General features: G+C 38.5%; 12 protein-coding genes. 5 read left to right on the top strand and 7 right to left on the bottom strand.

The window, feature by feature from the left end:
* Positions 1–24: 24 nt before the first annotated feature.
* The 4 genes from NLF99_RS18310 to NLF99_RS18295 all read left to right on the top strand — a co-directional run bounded on the left by NLF99_RS18310 (position 25) and on the right by NLF99_RS18295 (position 2,346).
* Complete coding sequence (locus tag NLF99_RS18310) at positions 25–864, top strand: prephenate dehydrogenase (RefSeq protein WP_185211899.1); 840 nt, start codon at positions 25–27, stop codon at positions 862–864.
* 6 nt (positions 865–870) lie between these two features.
* Positions 871–1,374 (top strand): GNAT family N-acetyltransferase, encoded by a 504-nt coding sequence (locus tag NLF99_RS18305; protein ID WP_185211898.1) that lies wholly within the window; start codon positions 871–873, stop codon positions 1,372–1,374.
* Between the two features lie 111 nt (positions 1,375–1,485).
* Positions 1,486–1,815 (top strand): helix-turn-helix transcriptional regulator, encoded by a 330-nt coding sequence (locus NLF99_RS18300; RefSeq protein WP_254529987.1) that lies wholly within the window; start codon positions 1,486–1,488, stop codon positions 1,813–1,815.
* A 57-nt stretch (positions 1,816–1,872) separates the two neighbouring features.
* A complete protein-coding gene (locus NLF99_RS18295) occupies positions 1,873–2,346 on the top strand; it encodes a DUF6428 family protein (RefSeq protein WP_254529985.1) in 474 nt (157 codons plus the stop codon).
* Positions 2,347–2,367: 21 nt separating this feature from the next.
* Here NLF99_RS18295 and NLF99_RS18290 read toward each other — a convergent pair whose 3' ends face one another.
* Complete coding sequence (locus tag NLF99_RS18290) at positions 2,368–2,961, bottom strand: hypothetical protein (RefSeq protein ID WP_185211895.1); 594 nt, start codon at positions 2,959–2,961, stop codon at positions 2,368–2,370.
* Between the two features lie 169 nt (positions 2,962–3,130).
* On the opposite strand from NLF99_RS18290, the gene NLF99_RS18285 reads away from it, so the two are divergent.
* On the top strand, positions 3,131–5,014 hold the full coding sequence (locus NLF99_RS18285; protein ID WP_254529983.1) for an alkaline phosphatase: 1,884 nt from the start codon (positions 3,131–3,133) through the stop codon (positions 5,012–5,014).
* A gap of 95 nt (positions 5,015–5,109) precedes the next feature.
* On the opposite strand, the gene NLF99_RS18280 is transcribed toward NLF99_RS18285, so the two are convergent.
* Genes NLF99_RS18280 through NLF99_RS18255 form a run of 6 tightly spaced genes read right to left on the bottom strand, consistent with a single transcriptional unit; the run spans position 5,110 to position 13,202 of the window.
* Entirely contained in the window at positions 5,110–5,634 is a 525-nt protein-coding gene (locus tag NLF99_RS18280; RefSeq protein ID WP_254529981.1) for a hypothetical protein, read from the bottom strand.
* A gap of 10 nt (positions 5,635–5,644) precedes the next feature.
* Positions 5,645–8,749: an efflux RND transporter permease subunit gene (locus NLF99_RS18275; protein ID WP_254529979.1), complete on the bottom strand. Its 3,105-nt coding sequence runs from the start codon at positions 8,747–8,749 to the stop codon at positions 5,645–5,647.
* A 2-nt stretch (positions 8,750–8,751) separates the two neighbouring features.
* Positions 8,752–9,858, bottom strand: a complete 1,107-nt coding sequence (locus NLF99_RS18270; protein WP_254529977.1) for an efflux RND transporter periplasmic adaptor subunit — start codon at positions 9,856–9,858, stop codon at positions 8,752–8,754.
* A 2-nt stretch (positions 9,859–9,860) separates the two neighbouring features.
* Positions 9,861–11,132, bottom strand: a complete 1,272-nt coding sequence (locus tag NLF99_RS18265; RefSeq protein ID WP_254529975.1) for a TolC family protein — start codon at positions 11,130–11,132, stop codon at positions 9,861–9,863.
* Between the two features lie 49 nt (positions 11,133–11,181).
* Positions 11,182–12,516: a HAMP domain-containing sensor histidine kinase gene (locus NLF99_RS18260; RefSeq protein ID WP_214648476.1), complete on the bottom strand. Its 1,335-nt coding sequence runs from the start codon at positions 12,514–12,516 to the stop codon at positions 11,182–11,184.
* Positions 12,513–13,202 carry a response regulator transcription factor gene (locus NLF99_RS18255; RefSeq protein ID WP_254529973.1) on the bottom strand — a complete coding sequence of 230 codons (690 nt, stop codon included), beginning with the start codon at positions 13,200–13,202 and terminating at the stop codon, positions 12,513–12,515. Before NLF99_RS18255 ends, NLF99_RS18260 begins: the two co-directional genes overlap by 4 nt.
* Positions 13,203–13,289 lie beyond the last annotated feature (87 nt).

Raw genomic sequence — 13,289 nt, 5'->3', positions numbered from 1 at the left:
TTAAAAATTTGAATAATATTTGAAATGAATATAGCAATTGTCGGAATAGGTTTGATCGGTGGTTCCATCGGTATCCGACTTAAAGAAACCAAACTCTTCGAAAAGATTATCGGAGTAGAAAAAAGCGAAGTAAATCAAAAGAAGGCTCTTCAATTAGGTCTGGTAGATGAAATCCAAACCTTAGAGGAAGCATTGAAGTCCTGTAAAGTCATTGTCCTTACTATTCCTGTAGATGCCATCATGGTCTTGTTGCCAAAATTATTGGATATTGCGACAGATCAGGTCATCATCGATATGGGATCTACCAAGTCTAATATCCTGAACCTCATCAAGGATCATCCAAACCGCGGTAGATATGTAGCTGCCCATCCAATGGCCGGTACAGAGTATTCTGGTCCCGAAGCAGCAATTCCTAATTTGTTTAAGGATAAAATGATGGTCTATGTAGAAGCATTCCGCTCGGATGAGGATGCATTTGAATTGGCAGACTCCGTAACGGAGCAGCTGGAAATGAAAACCTCTTTTATGACGGCAGAGGAACATGATATGCATACTGCCTATGTTTCGCATATTTCCCACTTGACTTCTTTTGCATTGGCCCTTACCGTTCTGGAAAAGGAAAAATCTCAGGGAAGGATCTTTGAATTGGCGGGTTCAGGTTTTCAATCGACCGTCCGTCTGGCAAAATCATCTCCCGATATGTGGACTCCAATCTTCAAGCAGAACAGAAATAATGTTTTGGAAGTATTGGAAGAGCACATCAAACAACTGCAACATATCTACGAAAAGATTGAAAAAGAAGATTACGATGCAGTACATAAATGGATTAAGAAATCCAATAAAATTAAACGTATCATTAAATAATAGCTTATGTTGGAAAGAAAAACCTTAAGCAACGATTTGGTAAAATTAATCCCCATGATCAAAAATGATTTTGAATGGGTATTTGCAGCTGCGTCAGATCCAGAAATCTGGGCTCAACATCCTGACAGCAATCGCTATACACCGGTGGGTTTTACCAGATATTTTCAAAAACTGATTGATACTGATATCCCCTACTTGATAATTGACAGCAAAACTGAACAGGTTATTGGTGCCACTTCATTCTATCATTATGATAGAAATGAAAAGTCAATAGCTATCGGTTATACCTTCCTTGCCAAAGAATATTGGGGTGGAGCATACAACCAGTCCGTAAAAAACTTGATGATGGATTTTGCCTTTGAAAAATTGGATAAGGTAATCTTCCATGTTGCCTCAGAAAACACACGTTCTCAAAAAGCATTGGAAAAAATCAATGCGGTAAAAGAGAATGAATTTGATGAAAATGGTAGTTTGAAATTCACATACGCCATTTACAAAAACAATAGATAAGAAAATTATCGAACTGTATTTCAATCCCTTACTCATTGCAGTAAGGGATTTTTTAATTCAAATTTGATTTAAAAAACATTATATCGTAATATTGCGATACAAAGAATTGCTATGGGAATTACTAAGAGTGAGATCTTTACCGAGGAACAGAACAAATTGGCCAATTACTTCAAGGTATTAGGCCATCCTGCCAGGATTGCTATTCTACAGCATATCGTAAAGCAAAAAGGCTGTATCTGCAATGATTTAGTGGACGAACTAGGCTTGGCGCAAGCCACTATTTCCCAACACTTGAAGGAGCTTAAAAGTGTTGATATCATCCAAGGAAGCATTGAAGGCAAGAGTGTTTGCTATTGTATCAATGAAACGGTATGGAATGAACTCCAGGAAGAAATCCATCATTTCTTTGAAAAACCATTTAAAAATGAAAAATGCTGTTAGCATTTTTTTTACCCTTAAGTATCGCAATATTACGATATATAGATTAAAACTAATACCATGAAACTATCAGAAATAAAAGAAATCCTTCCCACATTGGACAATGTGGAGTTTAAACTGGAAAACGGAACCCAGGTTCCCGAACATTTTCATGTTACGGAAATAGGAAGTATCCTTAAGAATTTTATAGACTGCGGTGGAACAATCCGCAAGGAGAAGGTCGTGAATTTCCAATTATGGAGTGCCGATGATTTTGAGCCTAGACTAAAACCGCGAAAATTATTGGACATCATAAAATTATCAGAAGATAAGCTACAAATTGAGGATGGAGAGATTGAAGTAGAATACCAGGCAGATACTATTGGAAAATATGATCTGGAATTCAATGGCAAACAGTTTCTCCTAAAGAACAAAAAAACTGCTTGTTTGGCGGAAGATTCTTGTGGGATTCCTCCCAAAAAGCAAAAGCTGAATTTGGCAGACCTGAATGTAATCGAAGGTTCTTGCTGTGTTCCAGGTTCAGGTTGCTGTTAAATATAAAAGAAGGAATGGTAGTTAGCCATTCCTTCTTTCTATCAAGACCATCAGCATTAGACTGAGGACAAAACGCTCATCATCGACTTCACGCTGGGTTAATTTATTAACTGTAAACTTTCGACCAAAGAAGGAAGGTTCCTTAATAATTTCAAAAACGGGTTCTTCCTGATCATTTCGAAGGATATACGCGGGGTTAAAGATATAACCTGATAATATCCCTATCAATGGGAGCTCGCCAAAAAGCCCATCCCAAAACTTCACCCAAGGGTTCTTTTCCTTAATGGTATGGTCTTGAACATCGTTTGAATCCATTAAATTGAATGTAGACCTCCATAAAGATTTTATAGACTTCCTCCTCACCTTTCCGATCAATTTTCCAGTGCGATCTGTAATCGTAAATGTTTGCTGAAAGTCTATGAGTTTATTGGACCGAAGCTCATAAAGCAATTCTGCCTTACTTTCATCCCTATAGACCATGATAATGTCACGCCAAGAGAATATCTTTTCACGGACATAGTAGATACTGTTTCCATTGGCATCCTTTGCCGAAAAATCATTCGCAAGGCTCGTAACACGAAACTGGAAATGTAAAGGATATTGTAGGTCTTTCATGAAATAAAAATAGAGAATAGAATTGATATTTGAATGAAATGACCTGATAGACTTTACAATGAGGTAACGGTAGTATAACACAACAATAATAGGCCCATCCTAATTTTGCTAAATCATTTATTCTTAACTTTAAAACAAACACCTAAAACCATAATATTAAGTCATTATAATGAATCGAATTAAATATTATCTGAGCCTAGCATTTTTTTGCAGTTTATCTTTCAATAACTTTTCTCAGGTCAAGCCCATTGCATTTTTGCCTAATGCTCATTCGCATAACGACTACACACGTAATAATCCCTTTAACCAGGCCTACGGCCTAGGTTTTGGGTCTATTGAGGCAGATTTATTCTTAAAAGACGGAGAACTATATGTTGCTCATGATCCTGAAGACATCACCAAAGAAAGAACTTTTAGCAAGCTGTACCTAGAGCCAATACTCGAAGCATTTAAGCATAGCTCGGATGGATACCTCTTTCCTAACAAAGGGCAATTGCAACTCTTAATTGATCCAAAAACCGAGGGTGCTCCAATTTTAGAGCATCTGACCAAGTTGTTGAAACCGCATCGAGACCTCTTTGACAGCAAAAACAATCCTAAGGCAGTCAAGTTGGTTATAAGTGGAAACCGTCCTAAGCCTGCACATTTTCATAAATATGATGAAATCTTCTATTTCGATGGGACGTTGAATGAGAAATTCAACCAACAAGAGTTGGAAAGAATAGGGCTTATTAGTGCAAGTTTTGGCTCTTTATCCAAATGGAATGGCCTCGGCAGATTAACGGACAAGGATTTACAAAAAGTAAAAACTAAAGTAGACTCTGTTCATAAGCTTGGAAAGAAAATCCGTTTTTGGGCAGCTCCTGATACAAAAACCACTTGGTATGAATGGCAAAAAATAGGGATTGATTTCATCAATACCGACAAACCTTTTGAGTTAAGTGAATTCTTGATCAATGAGCCAAAAACAGTTTATCAAGAGAACTCTACCTACATCCCCTATCAGATTAAAGAGAAATTCAAAACTGGATTAAAACCGAAAAACATTATTCTATTGATCAGTGACGGTGCCGGACTATCGCAGCTTTGGGCTTCTGCCATGGCTAACAGAGGAAATCTGAATGTACTAAACATGCCCTATACCGGTTATCTAAAGACACAACCCACTGATAACTACCATACCGATTCTGCCGCTGGAGGCAGCGCAATTGCCACTGGCCATAAGACCAAGAACCGTTATATCGGAGTCGATAGCTTGGGAAATAAAGTGGATAACCTGCCTGACAGGTTGAACACGTTAGGTATGAGGACAGGTGTTGTGTCCAATGATGAAATCACTGGAGCTACCCCTTCTGCTTTTTTTACTCATGTCAATGAAAGAGATCTTTCTGACAGTATTGCTAACGACATTTTATTTAGCAAAATAAACTTATTCATCGGCGGTCCTAACCAATCCTTCAGTAAAAATGATAGTTCACTCATTAAGAAATTAAAATCTAAAGGTATAGAAATTGGCACCTCCTTGGAAACCGTTCAAAAAAGTTCTGCTAAGCAACTTTTAGTTTTTCAAGAAGACCAAGTTGACCATAAATGGAATAAACTGGATAAAGAGCAATCGGAAATCAAAACATCCTATCGCTTTATTGAACATGCCTTGAAACCCTCCATTGATTTCCTGAAAAGAGGAAATGACAAAGGATTTTTCCTAATGATTGAAGGCGCGAAAATAGACGGTGGTGGTCATAGCAATTCTACTGGTTTTTCTATAACAGAATATCTGAGTTTTGATAGATTAGTCGGTCAAGCATTGGAATTTGCGGAACAGGATAAAGAAACTTTGGTCATCGTGACTTCTGATCATGAAACTGGTGGAATGATTGTGCTTGATGCGGATCCTAAATCTGGTAGGGTCCTGGCGAGCTTTGCTACAAATGACCATACGGGTACTCCAGTTCCCTTAATGGCGTTTGGACCCGCTGCAGAACGCTTTCAAGGATTTTTGGACAATACAGATATCGCGAAGATTATTTATGATTTAAAAGGCCTAAAATAGCCAATCTAGCTACCTAGAATAAATAAAGGCTAGTTTTCCCCATATCGGAAGACTAGCCTTTATTATTATTTCTTTATGGGTCTAAATCAAATGGATCAATATTTCCACTTCAATTTATCGAATACTTTTGACCACATCCAAATGGGGCCAATCGTCAATAGATTCAAGAAGGAAGCATTTCCTTTTTTCACCTTATTGCTGCTTAAGAACAGTCCAATTAGTCCAATTAATGCAATAATACTGCACACTAAGATGACCGTTGGCCCACCATCTCGTTCAACATATTCCAGTTGGACGATGAAATAACTCATGATCCCAATCGTGAATAGCACGGCATAAGAAAGGGTCGGTGCCAATTTCAAATAACAGTAGATAACTATTGCTATGAAAAATGACCCCCAGTTCAAGAACGTATGGGCATTCATCTTAACCAAAAATTCTAATTGAGGAAAAGGGATCATCCATATCAATCCCATGATTCCAAAGAAGGCCAAAAAAATAAATATGGCATATAAGGCAAAGTTTCCTGTTCCATATGTTTGATCCAATTCGTAAAAATGTTTCTCTACAGGTCTGGAAAATTCTACCTTTTTATTGGTTTCATGAGCCTTTTTCTTCATGCCTGCAAAGTTAACTATTCTTTGCTAACATTTTGTCCTTTCTATATGCATAATAGAATACTACCGGCAACACTGCAAAGGAAAGTATCAAACAGATCAATAGGCCACCAACAATCATAATGGCTAAGGGCTTCTGTATTTCAGACCCCATCCCACTGGAGAGCGCAGCAGGTAGCAATCCCATCGAACCCATCAGGGCAATCATCACAATAGATCTGATCCTACTTTTCACACCTTGGTCGATGGCTTCTTTCAGCGGTTTCTTTTTCAGGTACTCCTTCATCACAGCGATCAGGATGATTCCATTGATGGTATTTACACCGAAGAGGATAATCAATCCGATACCAGCGGAAATCCCAAAGATGGTACCTGTGATCCATAAAGACAGGAAGCCGCCAATAAAGGCAAATGGAATGGTAATAGCAGCAATGGCTGTATCTTTCATATTTCCAAAATTACTGTAAAGCAATATGAGGATCAGAACCAGGGAAATAGGAATAACCGTCATTAATTGTTTGGTTGCCCGTTCCTTGCTTTCAAATTCACCAGCCCATTCCATATAATTTTCTTTAGGAAGTTTTATGGATTTGGCTACTACCTCTTTTGCCTCCTCAATCGTACTTCCTAGATCCCTTCCCGATATACTAAAGCCAATACCAATGTATCTGCTATTGCCCTCACGATAGATAAAGGCAGGTCCAGTCACATACCCAATGCTTGCTATCTCTTGCAACGGGATATTCTCTCCGGTACTTGTCGGTATGAGGATATTCCCTATTTTTTCAGGTGTATCCCTATATTCTTTATTGAATCGGAGGACCACATCAAACTGTCGATCTTTTTCATAAAATTTGGTTGCCGCCTGTCCACCAATGGTCATCGCGATAACGGCTTGTACATCCTTGGTAAAGATGCCATACTTCGCCATTTTAGAATCATGAAGCTGAATTCTTAATTCTGGCAAACCTATATTCTTATAAACGTTGATATCTGTAATCCCTCGAACCTTGCCGATCGCATCTGATACCTGATTTGCATAGTCTTCTAACTTGTACAGGTCATCACCAAAGATCTTAATAACCAAAGAACTCTTAACTCCGGCCACATATTCCTCTACGTTATCTTGAATGGGTTGGCTAAATCCAAAATTAATCCCTGGGTATTGATTCAATTTCTCCCTCAGTTCCTCGATGATCTCCTCCTTATCCAATCCTCGTTTCCAAGTATTTTGTTCAGTCAATTGGACGTTGAACTCAATATTAAAGAAGCCTGTGGGATCAGTCCCATCATTGGGTCTACCGGTTTGGGTTAAGATAAAATCAATCTCCGGACAGGTCTCCACCATCAATTGCTTCATTTCTTTGGTCAGCCGGCTAGATTCATCCAGATTAATGCTATTGGGCAAAGTCGCTCGGATATAAATGGCCCCTTCATTTAATTGAGGAAGGAATTCAGAACCATAATTCATAAACTTTATCGAACATAATGCTAGAATGCCAATAAAAACAACAAGGGTTATTTTTTTGAATTTCAGGGCATAACTATAAATTCCATAGATAGATCTATGAAAGAATCTGGTCACAAAGTTTTCTTTCTCTTCCATGCCTTTGGTAAAAAGCAACTTGCACATAGCAGGAACATAGGTTAAACTTAATATCAAGGAACCTAACAATGCATATCCTAAAGTAAAAGCCAATGGGGTAAACATCTTCCCTTCAACCTTCTGGAAAGAGAAAATAGGTAATAACGCAACGATCAGAATCATCAATGCGAAGAAAATATAGGAAGCTACACTACCTGCACTTTTCTTGATTACTCCCATCTTGGACATCTTTGCAAACCGTTCCGGACCTACCTTATGGGATAGCGTCGCTAAAGCGACAAATACCGTTTCCACAATAACCAGGGTTCCCTCCAAGAGTAAACCGAAATCCAAAGAGCCCATTGAAATCAGATTCGCTGGTAACCCTTGGATCTTCAGCATTATTATGGCAAATAAGAATGAAAGCGGAATAACAGAAGCTACAATAAAGGTGGATTTCCAATTATATAGGAAGATAAATACAATCAGGGATACCAGTAAAACACCTTCAACAATGTTTTTTGATACGGTCTTGACCGTGCTGTCCACCAATTTCGTCCGGTCAACCGCTGTTTCGATCTTGACATTGTCCGGTAATGTCCTTGTATTTAATTCTTCGATCTTCTCTTTAAGCAATCCAATAACCTCGGATGGGTTCTCCCCTCTCAACATGACCACAATCCCTTCCACAACATCTTCCTGCTCATTGTATCCCACGCGACCCAACCGTGGTTTATTGGAAACTACAACCTCTGCAACATTTTTAATCAAAACTGGCGTAGAGCCATTTAATTTGACCGTAATATTTCCTATATCTTCAATCTTGTCCAATAACCCGACACCACGCACCACATAGGCTTGATCTCCTTGTTGGATTACATCCCCGCCCACATTGATATTGGATTTTGATACAGCTTCATAAACATCGAGCGGTGTCAGACTGAAATTCTTTAGTTCGGTCGGATTGATCTTGATCTCATAGATTTTTTCCTCGCCTCCAAAACTGATCACATTGGCCACTCCAGGTACGCCAAGAAGCTCCCTTTCAATTACCCAATCTTGGATCGCTGATATTTCCTTGATCGGCAGATCGCTTTTAATGATGTATCTAAAGATTTCTCCTGTAGCACCTGAAGGTGGCTCTACCTCTACTTCCGTTCCTTCTGGAAGGTCTATTCCCGCTAATTTATTAGAAACATACTGCTGCGCATAAAAGTCATCTACCCCATCCTCAAACTGTACAGTTACCACAGACAGACCAAATAAAGAAATCGAACGGATATTTGATTTCTTAGGAATACTGTTCATCTCCTTGGAAATCGGCAAAGTGACCAGCTTCTCCACCTCCTCTGCACTTCGACCTGGCCATTGGATGATAATCCTCGCCCGCGTATTGGTAACATCAGGAAAGGCCTCAATCGCTGTATGTTTGAGCGCATAAATACCCGCAAACAAAAGGGCAAACGTGGCAAATAAAATAAAAGTGGTATTCCTTAATGAAAAGGTTACTATATTTTGAACAAACTTCTTCATCCTTACAAGCCCTTAATCTGTTCAAAAATCAATAGTGCATTGCTACCAATAACCTTTTCGTTCGCTTCTAATTTATTGCTTACATAGGTCACTTCTTCATTGCTCGAAATAATATCAAGCTTCTTTGCTTCCAATTGGCAATCTCCCTTGTAAACAACCATGAAATTTTCATTATTACTGAATACAAGAGACTTATTTGGAATGGCTAATGCTGTTTCTTCTGATTTTATTTTATCGATTATGATATCGGCACTCAAGCCGGGCATCAGGTTAAGGTTTTGGTTCTCCAATACCACCCGTGCCTTCATTACATGCTCATTGGCATCAAATACATTGTATATTTTATCTATTTTCCCGGTATAGACCTGATCTGGATATGCAATTGTCCTCACCTTAACCTGGTCTCCAGTTTTGATAAACCTAAGGTTACTTGCATAGACGTTCAACATCACCCAAACTTCCTTCAGATTCGAAATAGAAAACAAGGGATTGCTTTCCTGGGTAATGATTTGCCCTTGGCTGATATCTTTTTGGATGATATAACCATTTTTTGGTGCTAAAATCTGGAAAGTCCCCTCGCCTACGGCATGATAAAGCTGCAAAGATTGATTGATGCGTTTCAATTCAATCTTGGCACTTTCCAGTTCATGCTCCACTTGCAGCATTTCAGGCTCTGAAATCATCCCGTCTTTCAACAGGTCTTTCTTGGTTACCAAAAGTTTCGCTAGTAGATTGATCTGGTTTTGCTGTGCATTCTTCTGTTGAAACAGACTTTGGATTTCCGTTGATTTGATGGTTGCCAGGACCTGACCCTTTTTAACTTGGTCACCAAGCTCAAAATCAACACGATCGACTACGCCAAGCAATAAACTACGAAAGGTAACCAGATCATTCTCATTATATTCAATCTTTCCGGATAAGGTCAATTGCTCTACAATGGGGCTTTCCTTGACCGTAATAATTTCTGTAGTCTTTTTTAATTGATCGCTGATACAAAACCCTTTTGTGCTATCCTGTACGTCAATTTGTTGCTGCTGGCTGCTTCCACAGCCAGTGCAACATGCAATCAGGGTAATTAAACCTAAGGGTAAACTTTTAATATTTTTCATTATTATAGTTCCTGGCCAACTACATACTGTAGTTGTTCAAATGTGATTAAATAACTTTCCTGTAATTCCAAATAGGCTTGCTGAGCTTCACGAAAAGCTTGGGAAAAATCAATGAATTCGATGAGGGTAACCTGTTGTTCCTGAAGATATTTGATATAATTCTCTAAAACTCTTTGTTGTGCTGCAGTATTAGTATCCTTCCAGTTTGTCAGGTTCTCCCGGAATAAAGCAAGTTTATTCAATAGCTTATCGATCTCATTTCCTATTTCTAATTGCCTAGCTTGAAACTGGGCTTGACCTTGTTCAACCTGGATTTTTGCAGCTTGGATATTTCCCTTATTTCTGTTGAAGATGGGCAATTCAATGTTCACCCCAATACCAATGAAATTACTCATCACATTACCTCCGCGCTCATAATTCATCAATAGGTTTAAGTTTGGGGTTTTCTGTGCCTTCTCCAATCTCAACTGACCTTCAGAAAGCTGAATATCATTGGCCATCGAACGCAAATAAATATTTTGGGAATTAGCTAGTTCTTTTAGCTCGGCCGGTAATAAAGTCTTCTCGCCAACATGAAATCCATCAAAGGATAATTGATCTGCTTTCAGATCTGGTAATTGAGTAAGGGTTCTTAATTGCTGGAGGATCTCATTTTTTTGGCTCTTTAAATCCAAAAGCTCCTTCTGGATACCGATTAGCTCGGTATGGACCCTTAAAAAACTTACCTGGGAAACATGCTGTTTTTCAGCTTGCATCTTATATTGCTCATTCAATTTGGAGAACAATTCCAATATGGATTGCAATTGATTTTCTTCCAATTGAATTCTTTGTAGGCTATAAAAGTTGGTTCTTAATTCTAGCTTTAATTGCCTGAGGATTTCCTCAAACTCCAGCTGGGCAGAAGTCTTCTCCAATGTTTTAATGGCTACTCGTTTCTTTCTCTTCCCAGCTGTCTCGATCAGCTGTTCTAATTCCATATTGAGCTGCTGTTTACTTCCGAAATTGCCGATGAGGTTGGGCATGGTTTCAAAAGATCGGTTAGCCCAAAGGTTCAGGTTGTCAACGGTAAGATTTGGGTTGGCCCACAGCTTCTCCTGAACGATCAATGCTTCAGACTTTTCTATATGAAACTTATTCGCGATTAACTGCAAATTGTTTTTCAGAAACTGGGATTCTAAATCCTCTAGGGAATAGGTCTGGGCTTGCAGAATAACAGCAAGGCAGCTTAATACGAAAATTAGATAGAATTTCTTCACCATTAATATTTTCTGCAAACCTATAATTTGCAGATTAAGGTGAGTTTTAAATTAGATTAGAATTTGATTAGAATTTGAGAGAGACCTGTGTGCCCATCCCTTCACTTTGTAGTTTCATTTCAACTTTGTGCAATACAAAGATAATGTTGGCCATAGAGAGACCAATTCCCTTACCTGAAAATTTATCTGTGTTTTCCCCTCGGTAAAAGTTTTCCTTTACTTTTTTGAGGTCCTCCTGAGATATGCCAATCCCCTGGTCTACCACTAACACCTCCAACCTGCCTAGGTCCTCATGAAGGATCACAGTTACTTTCTTATTGTTTGAATACTTTATTGCATTCTCAATGATATTATTGAAGGCTAAAGCCAAGAGCTTCTCATTACCCTCCCATTCCATTAAGTTAGCATCCTCTACTTCAATTTTCACCTCAATATCAGCTTGGTAATAGAGAACCGCATTTTCAATGACCTGCCAAATAATCTCATCAATTCTTAATCTTGAGAACTCAAAGCTTGTTTTTGCTCCAGACAGCAACATCATGTTTTCCAAGGTCTCTTCCAGATCAGTGGTATATTGCTTTAGTTGTTGGATTACATCTTCATACTCCGCTTTGCTCCGCTCCCTTTGGTTGGTCACCTCCAAGGTACCTAAAAGGGCAGTAATCGGAGTCCTGAGTTCATGGGAAACATAATCAATGAAATTTTTCTGAACATTGAAGGTTTGAGAGATGCGATCTACAAACAGGTTATAGGTGTTCACCAAATCCTGGATTTCTGAATAGGATCTCTCCAATTGGATAGGTTTTTCAAAGTTCTTGCTATCTCGGTCCTTGATCTGTTTGATTACATCGACTATTGGCTGGTAAGCAATATAGCCCAGGAACCTTGAAAAGAAGTAAATTATACTCAGTCCAACAAAAAATGCAATAATCAAGATATGAAATAATGACTGCATCTGATTATTGAAGCCCTCTTTGGATTCTCGGGTGACTATGACAAAATCCCCTTCGTTATCATTATAGAAAATACCGTTATAAAAGAAATGATCAGTGTTAAAGAATGAATTTTTATCCGACCGAACCTGCCCTATAAAATCCTTTGAAATATCAGAAATTACGGACATGTCTCCAGCCTTCCTTTTATCAAGACTATCAAATACAACAATATCTCTTCTGGAAATAGTCTTCTGCAATTGCTTTTGGATATTTTCATGGTCCAGACTGCTCAACTCATCGCGTTCCAGATAATAGATGGCTGCCAATAATGATTTACTTTCCAAAGCATGTTGCTCAGATTTTTCCATCTGCACGTAATAGGCAAAATAAATAACAACTGATATCAATAGCGTAACAACGCTAAAGATACAGATCGAATATAAGGCTAACCTATGCTTTAACTTCATGAATCATACTTAAACATATATCCAATTCCTTTTACGGTTTGGATAAACTTCTGATCTTGGCTTTCAACTTTATTTCTCAAATAGGATATATATACATCCACTACATTGCTGTGATTGTTAAATGTGATGCCCCAAACTGCATTTAATATTTGCATTCGGCTAACCGTCTTATTTCGGTTTTCTATCAGGTACATCAGCAATTTGAATTCCCTTGGCGAGAGGTCCACCAGTTCCCCCTTTAAAAAGACTTTATATTGATCCGTGTCGATCTGCAGCTCATCAAATTCCAAAATCGGACTCTTCGGCTTTTCCTGATTATGGTATTGCTTTCTCCTGCTCAGGGCATTGATCCGCGACAGCAGTTCCTCAAAATGGAAAGGCTTGGTCAAATAATCATCGGCACCATAATCCAAGGAAGTCACCTTGTCTTGAATACTGTTCAAGGCACTCAGCATTAATACAGGAGCATAGACCTGTTTATAGCGTAAGGTCTGCAATAACTGCACCCCATCGATTCCAGGCAACATAATGTCCAAAACAATGACATCCCAATCAATTTTAAGGTTCTCCTCCAACAAGGCATCCTCCGCGGTTTTACAAAGGGTAACCAAAAAACCATTTTCCTCTAAACCTTTAATTAAGAAGGAACTTATCCGATGATCATCTTCTACAACTAATACTTGCATTTCTTTTAATTATTTCAAATTTAGCCATTTAGCCCATACCTTAATGCTATTTTATGGAATTCTAATCAAATTCTAATACAAGGGAAA

Origin of the sequence: Sphingobacterium sp. LZ11T8, assembly GCF_024261425.1 — a bacterium.
GTDB lineage: Bacteria > Bacteroidota > Bacteroidia > Sphingobacteriales > Sphingobacteriaceae > Sphingobacterium.
Note: the sequence above shows the minus strand (reverse complement) of the source record. Positions and strands in the feature narration are given on the sequence as shown.